14 protein-coding genes and 1 tRNA gene are annotated in these 18,725 nt (G+C 65.3%); 5 read left to right on the forward strand and 10 right to left on the reverse strand.

Translation table 11 applies throughout. The features are described 5' to 3' along the window. Nucleotides 1-107 precede the first annotated feature (107 nt). Together EN738_RS13700 and rnd are read left to right on the forward strand one after the other, a co-directional pair. Nucleotides 108-1,352 (forward strand): MFS transporter, encoded by a 1,245-nt coding sequence (locus tag EN738_RS13700; RefSeq protein WP_127284164.1) that lies wholly within the window; start codon nucleotides 108-110, stop codon nucleotides 1,350-1,352. Between the two features lie 72 nt (nucleotides 1,353-1,424). Beyond that, entirely contained in the window at nucleotides 1,425-2,576 is a 1,152-nt protein-coding gene (gene rnd / locus EN738_RS13705) for a ribonuclease D (RefSeq protein ID WP_127284152.1), read from the forward strand. 16 nt (nucleotides 2,577-2,592) lie between these two features. Here rnd and EN738_RS13710 read toward each other — a convergent pair whose 3' ends face one another. From EN738_RS13710 to guaB, 3 genes are read right to left on the reverse strand one after another with little or no spacing between them, the layout of a single operon-like run. Then, the gene (locus tag EN738_RS13710) at nucleotides 2,593-3,012 is read right to left on the reverse strand and encodes an MAPEG family protein (protein WP_127284153.1); all 420 of its coding nucleotides are present in this window, start codon (nucleotides 3,010-3,012) and stop codon (nucleotides 2,593-2,595) included. Beyond that, entirely contained in the window at nucleotides 3,009-3,677 is a 669-nt protein-coding gene (locus EN738_RS13715) for a hypothetical protein (protein ID WP_127284154.1), read from the reverse strand. The genes EN738_RS13710 and EN738_RS13715 overlap by 4 nt, the downstream gene beginning before the upstream one ends. Next, a complete protein-coding gene (gene guaB, locus EN738_RS13720) occupies nucleotides 3,628-5,130 on the reverse strand; it encodes an IMP dehydrogenase (protein ID WP_127284155.1) in 1,503 nt (500 codons plus the stop codon). Before guaB ends, EN738_RS13715 begins: the two co-directional genes overlap by 50 nt. 308 nt (nucleotides 5,131-5,438) lie before the next feature. On the opposite strand from guaB, the gene EN738_RS13725 reads away from it, so the two are divergent. Continuing rightward, entirely contained in the window at nucleotides 5,439-6,860 is a 1,422-nt protein-coding gene (locus EN738_RS13725; RefSeq protein ID WP_127284156.1) for an MFS transporter, read from the forward strand. A 203-nt stretch (nucleotides 6,861-7,063) separates the two neighbouring features. On the opposite strand, the gene EN738_RS13730 is transcribed toward EN738_RS13725, so the two are convergent. Both EN738_RS13730 and EN738_RS13735 read right to left on the reverse strand, forming a co-directional pair. After that, complete coding sequence (locus EN738_RS13730; RefSeq protein ID WP_127284157.1) at nucleotides 7,064-7,756, reverse strand: RlmE family RNA methyltransferase; 693 nt, start codon at nucleotides 7,754-7,756, stop codon at nucleotides 7,064-7,066. Next, nucleotides 7,756-9,096, reverse strand: a complete 1,341-nt coding sequence (locus tag EN738_RS13735; protein ID WP_127284158.1) for a Ppx/GppA phosphatase family protein — start codon at nucleotides 9,094-9,096, stop codon at nucleotides 7,756-7,758. The genes EN738_RS13730 and EN738_RS13735 overlap by 1 nt, the downstream gene beginning before the upstream one ends. 258 nt (nucleotides 9,097-9,354) lie before the next feature. On the opposite strand from EN738_RS13735, the gene EN738_RS13740 reads away from it, so the two are divergent. Both EN738_RS13740 and EN738_RS13745 read left to right on the forward strand, forming a co-directional pair. Beyond that, nucleotides 9,355-10,287: a lysylphosphatidylglycerol synthase domain-containing protein gene (locus EN738_RS13740; protein WP_127284159.1), complete on the forward strand. Its 933-nt coding sequence runs from the start codon at nucleotides 9,355-9,357 to the stop codon at nucleotides 10,285-10,287. A gap of 149 nt (nucleotides 10,288-10,436) precedes the next feature. Then, a tRNA-Gln gene (locus EN738_RS13745) sits at nucleotides 10,437-10,510 on the forward strand. A gap of 34 nt (nucleotides 10,511-10,544) precedes the next feature. Here EN738_RS13745 and EN738_RS13750 read toward each other — a convergent pair. The 5 genes from EN738_RS13750 to nirB form a co-directional block, all read right to left on the reverse strand. Further along, nucleotides 10,545-12,374: an EAL domain-containing protein gene (locus tag EN738_RS13750; RefSeq protein ID WP_187331413.1), complete on the reverse strand. Its 1,830-nt coding sequence runs from the start codon at nucleotides 12,372-12,374 to the stop codon at nucleotides 10,545-10,547. A 147-nt stretch (nucleotides 12,375-12,521) separates the two neighbouring features. Then, nucleotides 12,522-13,028 (reverse strand): molybdopterin-dependent oxidoreductase, encoded by a 507-nt coding sequence (locus EN738_RS13755; protein WP_210214076.1) that lies wholly within the window; start codon nucleotides 13,026-13,028, stop codon nucleotides 12,522-12,524. 226 nt (nucleotides 13,029-13,254) lie between these two features. Next, nucleotides 13,255-16,203 carry a nitrate reductase gene (locus tag EN738_RS13760; RefSeq protein ID WP_127284162.1) on the reverse strand — a complete coding sequence of 983 codons (2,949 nt, stop codon included), beginning with the start codon at nucleotides 16,201-16,203 and terminating at the stop codon, nucleotides 13,255-13,257. A gap of 4 nt (nucleotides 16,204-16,207) precedes the next feature. Continuing rightward, nucleotides 16,208-16,537, reverse strand: a complete 330-nt coding sequence (gene nirD / locus EN738_RS13765) for a nitrite reductase small subunit NirD (RefSeq protein WP_127284163.1) — start codon at nucleotides 16,535-16,537, stop codon at nucleotides 16,208-16,210. 5 nt (nucleotides 16,538-16,542) lie between these two features. Then, the coding region (gene nirB, locus EN738_RS13770; protein WP_145966850.1) for a nitrite reductase large subunit NirB at nucleotides 16,543-18,725 on the reverse strand (2,183 nt) is incomplete at its 5' end.

Genomic DNA, 18,725 nt, shown 5'->3' on the forward strand with positions numbered 1-18,725 from the left:
CTCCCAATACGGCCCCTAAGCAAGCCGCCATTGGCCCCACAATTGCCGCTGGCATTGACGGTAGCGATGGTCCAAGAAGGATCACCAACATGCGATTGCCTTCCCCTATGTCCTCGATCCGCCCCCTGATCCCGCTCCTCATCGCCGCCGGCATCCTGCTTGGCGGCAACGGGCTGCAGGGCACGCTGATCGCGCTGCGCGGCGCGCAGGAAGGCTTTTCCGCCCCCGTCATCGGACTGATGGGGACCTTCTACTTCGCCGGCTTCCTGCTCGGCTGCCTGGCCGTCACCCGCATCCTGAAGGCGGTCGGCCATGTCAGGACCTTCTCGGCGCTCGCCGCCACCGCTTCGGCCGGTACACTGCTCCTGGTGCTGGTCATCGATCCTGTCATGTGGTGCGCGGTGCGCTTTGCCGGCGGTTTCTGCTTCGCCGGCCTGTTCACGGTGATGGAGGCCTGGCTCAACTCCGGCGTCACCAACAAGGACCGCGCGCGCGTGCTAGCCATCTACCGCATGGTCGACATCGGCTCGGTCACCAGCGCGCAGTTCCTGATCCCGATCTTCGGCGCCGGCGGCTTTGCCATCTTTGCCATCATGTCGATGATGATCACGCTGTCGCTGGTGCCGGTCTCGCTTGGCGACCGCTCCAACCCAACGCCGCCGGAAGACGTCAAGCTCGACCTGCCGCGCGTCTGGCGCATCTCGCCGCTCGGCTCGATCGGCTGTATCGCCGTCGGCGTCACCAACAGCGCCTTCCGCACGCTCTCGCCCGTCTATGCCGAGCAGATCGGCATGTCGGTCGCCGATGTCGTCACCTTCGTCAGCGTCGGCATCTTCGGCGGCGCCCTCATCCAGTATCCGCTCGGCTATCTCTCCGACCGCCGGGACCGGCGCTCGGTGCTCCTGGCGACCACCTGCTGCGCCATGCTTGCAGCACTGGCACTGGTGTTCCTGGCGGGCGCCGACCCGTTCCTCAACTTCGTCATCGTCTTCATCTTCGGCAGTTTCGCCATGCCGCTCTTTTCGCTGTCGGCGGCGCATGCCAACGACCGCGCCGACAAGGGCGAGTTCGTGCTGATCAACGCGGCCCTGATGCTGTTCTATTCGTTCGGCGCCATCGGCGGCCCGTTCGCGGCATCGGCGGCGATGCAGTATTTCGGACCGGGCGCCCTGTTTGTGTTCAGTGCCGTCGTTTACGCTGTGCTGATCCTCGTCATTCTTTACCGCATGCAGGTGCGCTCCGGCGTGCCGGCCGACAGGCGCAGCCCTTTCACCGCGCTCTTGCGCACATCGACGGTGTTCGCGCGGCTGGCGCGGCGCAGCGGCGATTCCGATGGATCGAGCGAGCCATGACCTTGCGGCGGCTTGACGAAAGCGCCCGCGGCTGAAATTGAAAGGGACCTAATTTTTCTTAAAAGCGATTTGATGCACGTCATCACCACCCAAGCTGAGCTCGAGAGCGCCATCGCCGCGTTCGAAAAGTCGGAATTCGTCACCGTCGATACCGAGTTTATCCGCGAGACGACATTCTGGCCAATCCTGTGCCTGATCCAGATGGCCGCGCCCGGCCTGACCGCGCTGATCGACCCGCTCGCGCCCGACATCGACCTGAAACCGTTCTTCCGGCTGATGGCCAACGAAGCCGTGGTCAAGGTCTTCCACGCGGCGCGCCAGGACATCGAAATCATCGTCCATCTCGGCGATCTCATGCCGCACCCGGTGTTCGACACCCAGGTGGCGGCGATGGTCTGCGGCTTCGGCGACAGCGTCTCCTACGACCAGCTGGTGCAGCGCATCACCGGTGCCCGGCTCGACAAATCCTCGCGTTTCACCGACTGGCGCCACCGGCCGCTCTCCGACAAGCAGCTCGACTATGCGCTCGCCGACGTCACCCATTTGATCGACGTCTACAAGAAGCTCAGCGCCGAGCTCAAGCGCGAGAACCGCGCCCACTGGCTCAACGAGGAAATGGAGGTGCTGACCTCGCGCCAGACCTACGATCCGCACCCGGAGGACGCCTGGAAGCGGCTGAAGATGCGGCTGCGCAAGCCGCAGGAGCTGGCGATCGTGCAGGCGGTCGCCGCTTGGCGCGAGCGCGAGGCGCGCGAGCGCGACGTGCCGCGCGGCCGGGTGCTGAAGGACGATGCCATCTATGAGATCGCGCAGCAGGCGCCGCGCGATTCCACCGCGCTCGGCCGGCTGCGCACGACGCCGAAAGGCTGGGAGCGCTCGGCGACCGCAACGGCGCTGCTGGGCGCCGTCACCACCGCGCTTGCCCTGCCCAAGGAGGCGATGCCGAAGCTGCCGAAGACGTTCCAGCCGCCCGAAGGTTCGAGTGCCGCGGCGGAGCTGCTCAAGGTGCTGTTGCGCATCGTCGCCGAAAAGGAAGGCGTCGCCTCGAAGGTGCTCGCCTCCAGCGACGATATCGACCGCATCGCGGCCGAGGGCGAGGATGCCGACGTGCCGGCTCTTCAGGGCTGGCGGCGCGCAGTGTTCGGCGAACAGGCGCTGAAGCTGGTGCGCGGCGAGATCGGCATCAAGTTCGACAAGCGCAAGATCGCCGTGTTCGACCTATAGCGCCAGCCGGAAGCGTTCAGCCCACGCCGGCGAGGTGCAACGCGAACAACGCCCAGGCCAGCAGCAGCACCACCGCGCCGAAGAAGAAGACGCGGCTGCGGTGGCGCAGGTTGTTGCTGCTGAGATGCACCCAGGCATGGACGTAGCGCGACAGGATGAAGATCCACGCCAGCGCAAGCGTCAGATAGTTGACGCCGTTGGTCACGAACAGCGCCAGGCACAGCGCGTGAAATAGCACCGGCAATTCGAACTGGTTGATCAGATTGTTGGCGACGGTGACGCAGGAGGCCGGCTCGGTGGTGCGGACCTTGTACTGGCCGACCTTTGCCTCGCCCGACTTGACGGCGATATACCGGCGCCGGGCCATCACGAGATAGACGATATAGACCAGCAGAACGTGCGCCAGCATCGGCCAGAAGATCGCGATCTGGCTCATGGCCGCTCGCCGCCCTGCCCGGCCCGCCGCTGATCCGCGAGGTAGAAGACCGCAATGACAACCACCGGGATCGCCAGCAGCGCGAATTTGGCGACGGTCAGGGCAGAGGCGAAGGCGAGCGAATCGGGATTGGCCGACTGGAAATCCGATAGCAGCCGCGCCACGGCGAGATTCTGCGCGTAGTCGGCAAGCGTGTAGGGCAGCACGAGCACGAACGCCAACAGCGACTGGGCCGGCGCGGCCATCGTCCGGAACTTGGCCAGCCGGCGTCCGGTGGCCAGAAGGAGGCTGACCAGGGTCAGCGACAGGAGCGCCGGGAACAGGAGGTCGAAGGTCAGATAATGCCAGACGAGGATGATCTCGCCGCCGCGCCGGCCAAGCGCGGTGAGCCAGGCCATGCCCTCATCCGGCGTGAAGCCGGCAAGGCGCATGTCGAGCGACGGCAGTCCGCCGCTCAGGCGGCGGAAATAGAAGAATTCCAGCAGGGTCATGGCGACGAAGACCGCCAGCGTGACGAACGCGAGTGCCGCGGTGTGCCGCGACAGCCGAAGCGCCGTCGCCGTCAGGTTGCGCCAAAGCGTGTAACGATCCCGTTGATCAGGCTCGGCGGCCTGATCAAATTCCGCCCGGATAGTTCGGGCTTTCGCGGGTGATCGTGACGTCATGGGCGTGGCTTTCACGAAGTCCGGCGTTGGATATGCGCACAAAGGTGGCGCGCTCCCGGAAATCGGCAAGATCGCGGCCACCGACATAACCCATAGCGGCTTTCAGGCCGCCTGCAAGCTGGTGCAGCACGCCAGCCACAGGTCCTTTGTAGGGAACCTGCCCTTCGATGCCTTCCGGGACCAGTTTCAGCGTGTCGCGGACCTCGGCCTGGAAGTAGCGATCGGCCGAGCCGCGCGCCATGGCGCCGACCGAGCCCATGCCGCGATAGGCCTTGAACGAGCGGCCCTGGTGCAGATAGACCTCGCCCGGGCTCTCGTCGGTGCCGGCCAGCAGCGAGCCGATCATGGCGGCGCCGGCGCCGGCGGCGAGCGCCTTGGCGAGATCGCCCGAATATTTGATGCCGCCGTCGGCAATCACCGTCACGCCCTTTTTGTGCGCCGTCTCGACCGCCAACATGATCGCCGAGAGCTGCGGCACGCCGACGCCGGCGACGATTCGCGTGGTGCAGATCGAGCCCGGACCGATGCCGACCTTGACGGCGTCGGCGCCGGCGTCGATCAGCGCCTGCGTGCCTTCCGCAGTGGCGACGTTGCCGGCCAGGATGCGCACCGAATTGGAGAGCTTCTTCGCCCGGGTCACCGCGTCCAGCACGCGCTGCGAGTGGCCGTGCGCGGTGTCGATGACGAGAAGATCGACACCGGCATCGATGAGGCGTTCGGCACGCTCGAAGCCGTCATCGCCGACGCTGGTGGCGGCGGCGGCGCGTAGCCGTCCCTGCGCATCCTTGGTGGCGTGCGGGTTGAGCTGCGACTTCTCGATGTCCTTGACGGTGATGAGGCCGACGCAATTGCCCTTCCTGTCGACGACGACCAGCTTCTCGATGCGGTGCTTGTGCAAGAGCCGCTTGGCCTCGTCCTGGTCGACGTTCTCCTTGACCGTGATCAGGTTCTCGCGGGTCATCAACTCATAGACCTTCTGCGAGGGGTCGGAGGCGAAACGCACGTCGCGGTTGGTCACGATGCCGACCAGCCGGCCGACCGTGTGGCCGCCGGTGCCACCGTTCTCGACCACCGGAATGCCCGAAATCGAGTAGGTGCGCATCAGCGCCAGCGCATCGGCGAGCGTGGCGTCCGGACCGATGGTGACGGGGTTCACCACCATGCCGGATTCGAACTTCTTCACCTGGCGGACCTGCTCTGCCTGCTCGGCCGGCGAGAAATTGCGGTGGATGACGCCGATGCCGCCGGCCTGGGCCATGGCGATGGCGAGCCGGGCCTCGGTGACGGTGTCCATGGCGGCCGACAGGATCGGCACGTTGAGGTCGATGTCGCCGGCGATGCGGGTGCGGATGTCGGTCTCGCCGGGCATGACCTCGGAATGACCGGGCTGCAGCAGCACGTCGTCAAAGGTCAGCGCCAGCGCGCCGGTGGACGTTTCGATGATTTTTGCCATGGCCAGTCCTTCGAACACGAAAAAGCCTGGGGAATACAAAAAAGCGCTGGACCGTTATGGACAGCGCCGACTCGTTTCTTCCCTTTCAGGATTGGCGCTGGCTGGTAACACGTCCCGCGACCGATGAAAAGCCGCTCGTTGCTTCGAACGCAAAGTGTTGCGCTCAGCCATTTGCGGGCCACCCAGGGTTGCGGCCGCACAAACGTGACAGCAATTTAATGCGACATCCTAGGCTAGGCGTGATAACCGCCCTTGCGTGTCGGCTTGCCCCCGGTCGGCGACAAGATTCGAAGCCTGGACGCGTTCCCTTGAACCGCATCATTCCGCTCATCCTGGCGGTCGCACTTTTCATGGAGAACATGGATTCGACCGTGATCGCGACGTCGCTGCCGGCGATCGCTGTGGACATCCACACCAGCCCGATCGCGCTCAAGCTGGCGCTGACGGCCTATCTGGTGTCGCTGGCGATCTTCATCCCGATCAGCGGCTGGATGGCCGACCGCTTCGGCGCCAAGAACGTCTTTCGCGCCGCGATCGCCGTCTTCATCCTCGGCTCCGTCGCTTGCGCAATATCCAATTCGCTGCCCGCTTTTGTCGTCTCGCGCTTCCTGCAGGGAATCGGCGGCGCCATGATGACGCCGGTCGGGCGCCTGGTGCTGGTACGCGCCACGCCGAAGGGCGAGTTGGTCGCGGCGATGTCGTGGCTGACCGTGCCGGCACTGGTCGGACCGCTGGTCGGTCCGCCGATCGGCGGCTTCATCACCACCTATTTCACCTGGCACTGGATCTTCCTGATCAATGTGCCGATCGGGCTCATCGGCATCTGGCTCGCCACCCGTTTCCTGCCGGAGACGGATGCCGCCGAGACACCGCCGCTCGACTTCACCGGCTTCGTGCTGAGTGGGATCGCGGCATCAGGCATCGTATTCGGCCTGTCGGTGGTCAGCCTACCCTATCTGCCGCCGGCGATCGGTTTCATCACCGTGGCCGGCGGGCTGGTTTCGGGCATTCTCTATCTGCTGCATGCGCGCCGGGCGCAAAATCCGCTGCTGGCTCTCGAGCTGTTCCGAAACCAGGTGTTCCGCTCGTCCGTGCTCGGCGGCTCGCTGTTTCGCATCGGCATCGGCGCGGTGCCGTTCCTGTTGCCGCTGATGTTCCAGATCGGCTTCGGGCTGACGCCGTTCCAGTCGGGGATGATCACCTTCGTCTCGGCGATCGGCGCCATCGGCATGAAATTCGTCACCGCGCTGATCTTCAGGCTCGCCGGGTTCCGCCGGGTGCTGATCTCGGGCTCGCTGGTCGCGGCCGGGTCGATCGCCATCTACGGCCTGTTCACCCCCGAAACGCCCTATGTGCTGATGCTTGCCATATTGCTGGTCGGCGGCTTCATCCGCTCGATGTTCTTCACCGGCGTCAACGCGCTCTCCTATGCCGAGGTGTCGGCCGAAGATACCAGCAAGGCGACGCCGATCACGGCGGTGTTCCAGCAGCTGTCGATCGCTCTCGGCGTGGCGCTGGCCGGCGGTATCCTCGAAGTGTCGACCTCGATCCATGGCGGGCCGCTGACGCTCAGCGATTTCCACACCGCCTTCTTCATCGTCGCGGCGGTGTCGGCGGTGGCATCGCTGTCGTTCATGCGGCTGGCGCCCGATGCCGGCAACGCGGTGTCCGGACATGGCCGGCTGTCGACGCCGAAGACACTGGAGCCGGCAATGTCGCCGGGGGAGTAGTTGCCCTTCCCTTCTCCCCCTGTGGGAGAAGGTGGCCTCGCGAAGCGAGGTCGGATGAGGGGTGCTGCAAGGATCACCGCGCTGAAGAACTAAGCGCCTAAAATTGCTCGATTTTCCAACGCCTCGTTTCTTCCAGCACCCCTCATCCGTCTCGGCGCTGCGCGCCGATCCACCTTCTCCCACAGGGGGAGAAGGGAAAGGTGCTAGCCTTTAAAATCCTTCGCCAGCAGATAAAGCTCCACCGACTCGTCGCGGGAGGCCGGCGGCTTGACGTGGTGGACCGAGCGGAAGTTCTGTTTCAGCAGCGACAGCAGTTCGTTCTCTGCGCCGCCCTGGAAGGTCTTGGCGAGAAAGTGCCCGCCGGGCTTCAGCACCGAGAGCGCGAAATCGGCGGCCACCTCGCACAGATGCATGGTGCGCAGATGATCGGTGCGGCGGTGGCCGGTGGTGGGCGCCGCCATGTCGGAAAGCACCACGTCCGGCTGGCCGCCAAGCGCCTCCGACAGCTTCTGCGGCGCCTCGGGGTCGAGGAAATCCATGAAGAGAACCGGGGCGCCCGGCACGGCGTCCATTTCCAGATAGTCGATGCCGACGACGTGCGGGTTCTCCGCCGTCGACTTCGTGCGCGCGGCCGCCACCTGGCACCAGCCGCCGGGCGCGGCGCCGAGGTCGATCACCTTCATGCCGGGCTTCAGGAGATGATGCTTGTCGTCGATCTCGATCAGCTTGTAGGCCGCGCGGGATCTGTATCCGTCCGCTTTGGAGCGCTGCACATAGGGATCGTTCATGTGGCGCTCGAGCCAGCGGCGCGAGGATTCCTTCAGGCCGCTCTTCTTCTTGATGCGGGTCTTGAGCACGCGAATGCCGCCGCCCGGCTTTTCCGGTTTCTTCGCCATCAGCGACCGCGCCCCTCGTTGCGCCAGACGCCATCGTCGGCCATCAGCTCGCTCAATATGCCCTCGCGCAGGCCGCGATCGGCGACGCGCAGCCTCTCCGACGGCCACACGCCGCGGATCGCCTCCAGGATGGCGCAGCCGGCGAGCACGAGGTCGGCGCGGTCGGCGCCGATGCAAGGGTTGGCGACGCGCTGCTGGAAATCCCAGCCGACCAGCTTCTCGACCATGCGGTCGACGCTTTGGCGGTCCATCCACAGGCCGTCGACCCGGCGGCGGTCGTAGCGTTCGAGGTCGAGATGGACGCCGGCGAGCGTCGTCACGGTGCCGGACGTGCCGAGCAGGTGGAATTTCGGACTGGCGAGCACATGTGCCAGCCGATCGCGCCCGTCGAAGGACTTCAGCCGCGCCGCCACATCCTCGACCATGGCGGTGAAGGTCTGGCGGGTCACCGTGCGGCCGCCGAAACGTTCGGCCAGCGAAACGACGCCGACGGGAAGCGATGTCCAGGAGACGATGTGGCTGGCCAGCCGCGGCGAGCGGTGGCCGGTGAGGTCGATCAGGGCGATCTCCGACGAGCCGCCGCCTATGTCGAACAGCACCACGCCCTGGGTGTCGCGCTCGACCAGCGAGCCGCAGCCCGATACCGCCAGCCTGGCCTCGGTCTGGCGGTCGATGATCTCCAGCTTGAGCCCCGCCTCGCGCTCGACGCGCTCGAGGAACTCGACACCGTTTTCGGCGGCGCGGCAGGCTTCCGTGGCGATCAGCCTCGCCTTCCTGATCTTGCGGTTGCGCAACTTCTCGCCGCACACCTTCAGCGCCTCGACGGCGCGGTCCATCGCCGCCTGGCCGAGCCGGCCGGTGGCGGTCAGCCCCTCGCCCAGCCTGACGATGCGCGAGAAGGCATCGATGACGCGGAACTGGCCGTGGCGCGTCGGCACCGCGACCAGCAGCCGGCAATTGTTGGTGCCGAGATCGAGCGCGGCGAAGACAGGCAGTTCGTGCTGCGGCGGACGCGGCCCACTTTGCATCGGCCTGCCCTGCACGGCAGGTGGAGGCGGGGCTGGTGCCGGCTGCGCGGCTGGCGCACTGGCGCCGGGCGCCGGTTGCCCCGCTGTGGCGACCTGATTGTCGTCGCGGGCGAAAACCTTGCGGCCGCGCCGGCGTTTGCGGCGCTTGCGGGTCTTGCCTTTCTGCTGCTGGGCGTCGCCCGGGGCATGCCTGCCGCCCGGCCCCGCATGGCGGTCATGATGCCGCCCCGCGGATGAGCTCGCCGAATCGAGCGGCGAAGCCCTGGACACACCCACTTCCGGCGCACGGGCGCCGGTGTCGTGGTCTTCCACTGTCGTTCCTTCCGGCACCGCGCGAACCGGGGAACGGACGCTGCAGGCGCTTTCATTGTTTCAAGTTGCGGCCAGACTAGCAGCGCCACGTCGGATCACCAAGAGCGCAAAGGCGATTTTTGGAAACCGGCGCCAGCGGTGCGATGTCTTGCCAGTTGAATAGCCGGCTTCGATCAGGCATGTCTCAAATGAGGCGGACAGGAAACGGGAAGCGGGCTACAGCCTGGACTATGAGCTGCAACGCATGACGACCACGCCATGAACTGGAGGCGTTACATCTGGCCGGTCATCGGCATTGCGGCGGTTGTCGCCTCGCTGCTTTTGCTCTGGCACGAATTGCGCGGCATCTCGATCGACGACGTCTGGGCCGGCATTATCGCCATCCCGGCGCGCGGCTGGATCCTGGCGGCGCTGAGCTCGGTGATCGCCTATGCCTCGCTCGCCGGCTACGACCACATCGCGCTGCTCCACCTCGGCAAAAAGGTGTCGTGGCTGTTCGTCACGCTGTGCTCCTTCACCACCTATGCGCTGTCGCACAATATCGGCGGCTCGGTGTTTTCCGGGGCCGTCATCCGCTACCGCGCCTATGGCACAAGGGGGCTGACCGGGCAGGATATCGGCATTCTGGTGGCGATCTGCTGGTTCACCTTCGTGCTGTCCAGCATATTCGTCGGCGGCCTCGTGCTGGTGCTTGAACCCGAGGTCATCGATCGTTTCTCCGGCACGCCGCATCACGGAATGGCGATCGCCGCCGGACTTGCCATGTTGATCCTCGTCGGCGCCTATGTCTTCGGCAGCTGGCTGCATCTGCGGCCGCTCAAGATCGGTGGCTTCCAGCTGCACTATCCGGCGCTGCCCATCGTGGCGCGGCAATTGCTGATCGGCCCGGTCGAACTGCTGGCGGCGGCGGCGATCATCTTCTTTGCCCTGCCGGCGGCGGGCAATCCCGGCTATTTCGTCATCCTCGGCGTCTTCCTGGTGTCATTCTCGGTGGCCCAGATCTCGCATGCGCCGGGCGGGCTCGGCGTCTTCGAGGTGGTCTTCCTCGCCGGCCTCTCGCACATGGACCCGGTCGGGGTGCTGGCGGCGCTGCTGGTGTTCCGGCTGTTCTACCTGATCATCCCGCTGCTGATCGCGCTTTGCGTGGTGCTGTTCTTCGAGCATTCGCAGCTTGGCCGCAGCGAGAGCTGAGCCGCCATTTTCGTCGCGATGTGGCCGAGCGATCAAAAGCTGCGATTGAAACGCGGCGCGGGGTTGACTATTTTCCGGCGGCGGCTACAAGGCAGCGCTCGCGGCGCATAGCCGCCCGCTTCGCACGGTCCATCACCGACCGCGCCTGCTGGGGAATAGGTTAACGGTAGACCCACGGACTCTGACTCCGTTAGTCCTGGTTCGAATCCAGGTTCCCCAGCCAAGCTCATTTCCTGACGACGGATGCCGCCAGATGATCAGGCTGAGAGGTTCAGCTTTGATCCGGCCCTGGCCTTGAGGCTGCCCCGCCGCGCAATCAGGTGATTTGTCAGCAATTTCTCGTCGATTGGTTCCGACATGAAAAACCCCTGGGCGCCGTGGCATTGTTCGGCGATCAGGAAGGCCAGCTGTCCTTCGGTTTCCACGCCTTCGGCCATGACCGTCATGCCGAGCGAGTTGGCGAGCGCGATGATGCCGCCGACAACGTCCTGCTTCTTCCTGGACGATTCCAGATCGTTGAGGAAGGATCGATCGATCTTCAGCTGATTGAGGTCGAGATCGGCAAGATAGCCGAAGCTCGAATATCCCGATCCGAAATCGTCGAGCGCCAGGCTGACCCCGAGTTTGCGAATTTTCGCCAGCGTGTTCAGCGCATCCTTGCTTTGGATGAAGACCCCTTCGGTTATTTCCAGTTGCAGGCGCGCCGGCGGCAACCGCGTTTGCTGCAGCACTTCGACGAGGTGCACGAAGAATGCGTCGGCCTGCAGGGTTTTGCCCGAAACATTGACGGCGCAGATGAAATCGCCGGCCGAAACCGGCACCCACCGAACGGCCTGCGCGCAGGCCTTGCTCAGCACGACCTTGTCGATTTCCAGGATCAGATCGCTGCGCTCGGCGGTCGGAATGAACGAGTCCGGCAAACGGACCGTTCCCGAAACGCGGTCGCGCCAGCGGACCAGGGCTTCGGCGCCGATCATGCGCCCGCTCGCCAGTTCGAACTGCGGCTGCCAGACCAGGAACAACTCATCGTCGTCGAGCGCTTGCTTGATCGCTGCCTCCTCGCCGAGCTGCAGGTCGATCTGGCTGAGGATCGCGGGCGAGAAGGTCACAAAGCCGGACCGCCCTTCTGCTTTCGCGGCATAAAGCGCGCTGTCGGCATTGCGCAACAGTGTGGAGATGTCCGCGCCATGATCCGGGAAGGAGGCCATGCCGATGCTGGCGCCGATGCGCACCTGATGCCCGTCCAGATCGGCAAACCGGTTCAATTGCTCGCGCAGCCGGTGTCCCAGATCGTCCGAAGGCCCGATCGCCATGATGGCGAACTCGTCTCCGCCCAGGCGGACGGCGGCCACTTCGTCCGGCCGCTCGACCGACTGCAGGGTTTCGGCAACGGTCTTCAAGAGCATGTCGCCGATGTGATGACCGAACGTGTCATTGACGCTCTTGAAGTGGTCGAGGTCGATCAGGAACAGCCGGAGCTGCTGGCCGGACAGCCTTGCCCGCTCCAGCAGCCCGTCCCTGTTGGCCGACATCCAGGCCCGGTTCTTCAACTCGGTCGTCGCGTCCCGCCAGGCGAGAAATTCGAGCTTGCTGATGGTTTCCCGACGGCCGATGAGAAGCACGGCGGTTCCGATCGCCAGCGCCGACAACACCGTCAAGGCAAAGGCGATCTGGTAGTTGAACCTGTTCAGGTTCGTCTCCGCGGCATAAAGATCGACGTTAACCTCCTCGCCATATTTGTAGTACTCGTCGTTCATCCGCGCGACGATCTGGTCGAGCTCAATTCCCAGTTGCCTGAGGCCCTTTTCATCCAGAGGCAGACCTGCCTGGATGATGACATCGATCCGCTTCACCGCATCCTTGACCTGCGGCACTATACCCGCGTAGGCGGGGATTTCGCTGATTGTGTCGCCGCCGTCGATCCGCTCGAAGCGGATGTAGACCAGATCGTTTGCGGCCGACAGCTGTTCCAGGCTTTCCGGCGAACCGTCGGCCAGTTGCGCAAGCGAAACCATATCCCGCAGATGCGTCACGTCGCGTATGGCAATGTGGAACTCGCGGATGGCGAAGAAGCCGAAACGCGGCATCGCGCTCTCCACCTTGCTGACGCTCGTGAAGAGCACCGCGATCAAGATCGCCGAGCAGACGGCCGCCGACGCCGCAGCGGCGACGTAGGTTATGGGAACCCGCCAGGCTTTGCTTCTAGACCACATGGCCGAAAGTCACGAAGGGGTTCAATTGCCCGGCGCGATCGTCTTGATCAACCAGATCCATCGCGGTTTGCGAACTGGCGTATCGAAGGCCGGATAGTCGTCGAGAGGATAGATCAGCCGCGTCGGACCCTGCGTGCGCCGGGTCAGCAGCTCGCCGTCCTGGCGCGTGGCAAGAAGCAGCGGACCGTCCGTCCAGTCCTCCTTCGGGATTACCTGCACATAGTCGTCCGCCGCCCGCAGGACGACCGACGATTCACCCTCCAGTCCGACCAGCTTGACCACATCCCTGAACAGCACACCCTGAAACGCCAGTTGCCCCTTTTCGAAGGGACTTGGCGTGGAAACGCTGTAGAGGCCGAGCTTTTCCAACTGGCGCAGCGTGACAGGGATCGACTCGCCGTTCTTCTCGACCTTGAATGCGACGGTGTCGGGCGGTTCCGGATATTTGGCGGGCTCCAGGGCGAATGCCGGCAGCACGCCGATTGCCGAAACGAACAGAATGATCAGGGCCCGATGAAGTGCAGACAAACGCCTCTTGAGGATCGACACAACGCAGTCCTTCCATTTCCATGGCCAGTACCAACCGTTGCCGGCTCGCCGATACTGTCGGCGGAGCTGCCATCCTTCCATCGATTGTTTATTTTTCAGTTAGCTTTTGGTTTCAGATGCCCGTCGTTGCTGGTCATCGATACGGGCTAACCATCACATATCGAAAGCTTTTCGAGACCGGTCGGCGGGCAAGCAACCTTGCACGCTACTCCGCCGCCTGCACCCTGCCGGCTGCGATGATGGCGCGGATTTCGGCGCGACAGGAGCCGCAGTTGGTGCCGGCCCTGGTCGCCTCGCCGATGGCCTCGACGGTTCCGCAGCCGGCCCCCACCGCCGCCGCGATCTGGTTGGCGCCGATGCCGAGGCAGGAGCAGACGATGGCCCCGATATCGGGCCGATCGGCGCCGGCACGACCGGCGACGATGCGGAAGCGCTGGCGCTGGCCGGCATGGGTTGCATCGAGCTGCTCGGCGGCCCAGCCGCGCGATACGGCGACCGGTCCCGGCGCGACGAACAGTGCGCCGGCAAGGCGTTCGCCGGCGAAGGCGGCGATGCGATGCTGGCCGGCGTCGCGGTCGTGATAGGCAAGCATCTCAACATCAGGCGATGCGCCGAACAGCGACTGGGCAAAGCCGGCCCAGTCGATGTTCTCGTCGGCGACGGCAAGCTCCACCCGCCAGCCGCCCTTGCAGCGCGCCACGGCCCAATAGTCGGCGGCGATCGTCTCGGGGCGATCCCGCATCACGGCGAAACCAAAGGCCGCCGCGGCGAATTTCTCGATGCGCACCGCGACATGCTTCAGCGCCGGCTGGCCGGAGATCGGGTCGGTGAGCGGCGCGGTCAGCGCGTCGAGGCGCCCTCTGGCCGCGAACTGGTCGGTCCAGTGCATCGGCGCGAAGACGCTGCCGCGGCGCTGGCGGGTCGTGATCAACGCGCGCACCAGGACGGCGCCGCGCGGGCTGGATATGCGCACGATGTCGGCGTCGCCGATGCCATGGTGCTGTGCATCGGCCGGATGGATTTCGACGAAGGGCTCGGCGATGTGCTGGGACAGGCGCGGGCTTTTGCCGGTGCGCGTCATCGTGTGCCAGTGGTCGCGGATGCGGCCGGTGTTGAGGATCAGCGGGTAGTCGGGCGTGGTGCGGGTGTCGGTTGAGACGCGGATCGGGATGAAGCGGGCCTTGCGGTCGGGCGTGTAGAAGTTGCCGTTGGCGAAGAAGCGAATGGGCTGGCGCCCGGTCGTACCGACCCCCTCTGGCCTGCCGGCCATCTCCCCCTCAAGGGGGGAGACTAGCGGCACTGCGGACTGCGCCCACTCTCCGACTTTGGAGATTGGCGAAGGTCGAGGTGCGGGCTGATCTCCCTCCTTGAGGGGGAGATGGCCGGCAGGCCAGAGGGGGTCGCCTGCGACAGTCTCGGCCTCGTTGGCAGAGACTGAGACTTCACCTCCGACCCCTCTCCGGCTCGCTTGTCTCGCTCCGCTCAACGCGCTCTCCGACCCTCCCCTCAAGGGAGAGGATAAGGCCGGTGCTGGCCATTGGAATGGCGCCAAATCCTCATAGCCCTCAGCATTGATCCCGGCATAAGCGCCGATATCAAAATCCCGCGCGCCATCATTTTCATAACCCGACAGCGCGGCGTGCTCGGCGAAGATCTCGCCCGGCGCGGCATGGGAAAACGCCTCGGCAAATCCCATCCGCTTCGCCACCTCGGCAACGATCCACCAGTCCGGCCTCGCCTCGCCGGGCGCCGCCAGAAACGGCCGCTGGCGCGAGATGCGGCGTTCGGAATTGGTGACGGTGCCGTCCTTCTCGCCCCAGGCAGTGGCGGGCAGTGACACATGGGCGTGGCGCACGGTGTCGGTGCCGGCCAGAACGTCGGACACCACGACAAACGGGCAGGCCTTGATCGCGGCTTCCACCGCATCGGCGTCCGGCATCGAATCGACCGGGTTGGTGGCCATGATCCACAGCGCCTTGATGCGCCCATCGGCCACCGCGTTGAACATGTCGACCGCCTTCAGGCCCGGCTTTTCAGCCAGGGTCGGCGCGTTCCAGAAGCGGCGCACGCGGGCGCGATGCGCTGGGTTCTCGATCTCCATATGCGCGGCCAGCATGTTGGCCAGGCCGCCGACCTCGCGGCCGCCCATGGCATTGGGCTGGCCGGTCACCGAGAACGGCCCTGCCCCCGGCTTGCCGATGCGGCCGGTCGCCAGATGGCAGTTGATGATGGCATTGACCTTGTCGCTGCCTTGCGAAGACTGGTTGACACCCTGGCTGTAGACGGTGACTGTCTTCTCGGTCGCCGCGAATAGCGCGTAGAAGCGCGAAAGCTCGTCCTCGCTCAAACCCGTGGCGGCGGCAATGCCGGCGAGATCGAGCGATGCGGCGGCCGTCAGCGTCTCCTCGAAGCCTGTCGTATGCGCGGCGATGTAGTCGCGGTCGAGCGCTTCGTTCTTTGCCAGATGTTCCAGCAGGCCGGAGAACAGCGCGGTGTCGCCATCCGGCGCGATCGCCAGATGCAGGTCGGCGATATCGGATGTCATGGTGCGGCGCGGATCGACCAGGACGATCTTCATCCCGGGCCGCTTCTCGCGGGCCGCGGCGATGCGCTGGTAGAGCACGGGATGGCACCAGGCGAGATTGGAGCCGACGAGCACTATGAGATCGGCCAGCTCCAGATCCTCATAGCAACCCGGCACCGTGTCGGCGCCGAAGGCGCGGCGATGCCCGGCGACCGAGGAGGCCATGCAGAGCCGCGAATTGGTGTCGATATTGGCCGAGCCGACAAACCCTTTCATCAGCTTGTTGGCGACGTAATAGTCCTCCGTCAGCAGTTGGCCGGAGACATAGAAGGCGACCGCGTCCGGCCCATGCTCGGCGATGGTGCGCGAGAAGGTCGAGGCGACGAGGTCGAGCGCCTCGTCCCAGCCGGCACGGCGGCCGCCGATTTCGGGATGGAGCAACCGGCCATCGAGGTCGATGGTCTCCGCCAGCGCCGAGCCCTTCGAGCACAGCCGGCCGAAATTCGCCGGATGATCAGGATCGCCGCGGACGGTGACTTCACCGTCCGCGGCGATCTTCGCCAGCACGCCGCAGCCCACCCCGCAATAGGGGCAGGTGGTCCTCACCTCGCGCGCTTCGTCGATCTCCATGGGGTCAGGCCGCGCGGCTGGCCAGCGCTTCCAGCGCCAGGAACAGACGCTCGCCTTCCCGCTTGACCGGGATGGTGCGCACCGCGCCCTCGTCGGCGCCGAGCGCCTTGCCGGTCTCGAGCGAAATCACCCAATTGTGCAGCGGGCATGTCACCGCGGCGCCATGGACGATGCCCTGGCTCAGCGGTCCGCCCTTGTGCGGGCAATGGTCCTCGATGGCGAAGACCTCGTCGTCGGCGGTGCGGAAGACAGCGATCTTGCCTTGCGGGGTGGCGACGCAGCGCGCGCCACGGCGAGGGATGTCGGCGATGGTCCCGATAGCGATCCAGGTCATGAATGTCACTCCGCCGCCTCGGCAAACCCGACCGAGGCCATCGGCCGGAATTCGTGCTTGTCCTTGCCGGAGACGCGTTCCGACCACGGATCGACCTGGGCGAATTTCTGCGAGAAGACGAAGCGGTCGTAATAGGCCTTGCGCTTCTCGCCGTCGTCCATGATCTGGCGCTTGATCTCGGCGATGCCGACGCGCTTGGCCCATTTGTAGATGCGCTCGAGATAGCGGGCCTGCTCGCGGTACATCTGCGTCAGCGCCACGATGTGCTCCAGCGCCTCGTCTTCGGTCTTGACCAGGCCGAGCACCTCGGTGCCCTTGATGTCGAGACCGGCGGCACCGGCGAAGTGGATCTCGTAGCCACTGTCGACGCAGATCACGCCGACATCCTTGCAGGTCGCCTCGGCGCAATTCCGCGGACAGCCCGACACCGCCATCTTGACCTTGGCCGGGGTCCACGAGCCCCACATGAATTTCTCGATGCGGATGCCCAAGCCGGTCGAATCCTGCGTGCCGAAGCGGCACCAGTCGGAGCCGACGCAGGTCTTCACGGTGCGCAGGCCCTTGGCATAGGCATGGCCGGAGACGAAGCCGGCCTGGCCGAGATCGGCCCACACCGCCGGCAGGTCCTCCTTGCGGATGCCCAGCATATCGATGCGCTGGCCACCGGTGACCTTGACCATCGGGATCTCGAACTTGTCGACGACGTCGGCGATGGCGCGCAGTTCGGAGGCGCTGGTGACGCCGCCCCACATGCGCGGCACCACCGAATAGGTGCCGTCCTTCTGGATGTTGGCGTGCACCCGCTCGTTGATGAAACGCGACTGGTAGTCGTCGGCATATTCGTCGGGCCAATCGCAGACGAGATAGTAGTTGAGCGCCGGACGGCATTTGGCGCAGCCACAGGAGGTCTTCCACTCCAGCTCCTGCATCACTGCCGGAATGGTCTTTAGCCCCTTGGCCTTGATCAGCCGGCGCACCTCGTCATGGCCGAGCGTGGTGCAGGAGCACATCGGCTGCACGGCTGCCGGGTTGTAGGTATCGCCGAGGGTCAGCACCATCAGCTTCTCGACCAGCCCAGTGCACGAGCCGCAGGAGGCAGACGCCTTGGTGTGCGCCCTGACATCGTCGAGCGAGGTCAGGCCCTTGCCGGTGATCGCACCGGTGATCTTGCCCTTGCAGACGCCGTTGCAGCCGCAGATTTCCGCATCATCCGGCAAGGCTGCAACGGCCGCCATAGGGTCCAGGGGGGCACCCCCCTGGTATGACTGGCCGAAGATAAGCGTGTCGCGCATCTCCGAAATATCGGTCTGCTTCTTCTTGAGGTCGTTGAACCAGGCGCCGTCGGCCGTTTCGCCATAGAGCACGGTGCCGATGATGCGGTCGTCCTTCAGCACCAGGCGCTTGTAGACGCCAGCCGAGGCATCGCGCAGCACGATCTCCTGGCGGTCGTCGCCATCGGCGAAGTCGCCGAGCGAGAACAGTTCGATGCCGGTGACCTTGAGCTTGGTCGGCGTGTCGGAATGGACGAAGGCGGCAGCCTCGTCGCCGGCAAGCTGGCTGGCGGCGACGCGCGCCATCTCGTAGAGCGGCGCCACCAGGCCGTAGACCATGCCGTTGACCTCGGCGCATTCGCCGAGCGCGAAGATGTCGGGGTCGTTGCTGCGCATGCCGGCATCGACGACGATGCCTCGGTTGACGGCGACGCCCGCGTCCTTGGCCAGCGCCGCGTTCGGCCGGATGCCGACCGCCATCACCACCAGGGTCGCCGGGATGATCGTGCCGTCGGCAAGCTCGACCTGCTCGACCTTGCCGTTGCCGGTGATGGCTTGCGTGTTGGCCTTGGTGATGACCTTGATGCCGCGTTCCTCCACGGCGCGCTGCAAGAGGTAGCCGGCGGCGGGATCGAGCTGGCGCTCCATCAGCGTCGGCATGACATGCAGCACGGTGACGTCCATGCCTTGCGCCTGCAGGCCGGCCGCGGCCTCCAGCCCGAGCAGGCCGCCGCCGATGACCACGGCCTTGGCCCGCGACTGGGCTGCAAGCATCATGGCGCGGACGTCGTCGAGATCGCGATAGGTCAGCACGCCCGGCAGGTTGTTGCCGGGCACCGGGATGATGAACGGCACCGAGCCGGTGGCAATCACCAGCTTGTCATAGGGTTCCGTCACGCAATGGTCAGAGGGTACGC

Origin of the sequence: Mesorhizobium sp. M4B.F.Ca.ET.017.02.2.1 (assembly GCF_003998955.1) — a bacterium.
In the GTDB taxonomy this organism is placed as follows: Bacteria; Pseudomonadota; Alphaproteobacteria; order Rhizobiales; family Rhizobiaceae; genus Mesorhizobium; species Mesorhizobium abyssinicae.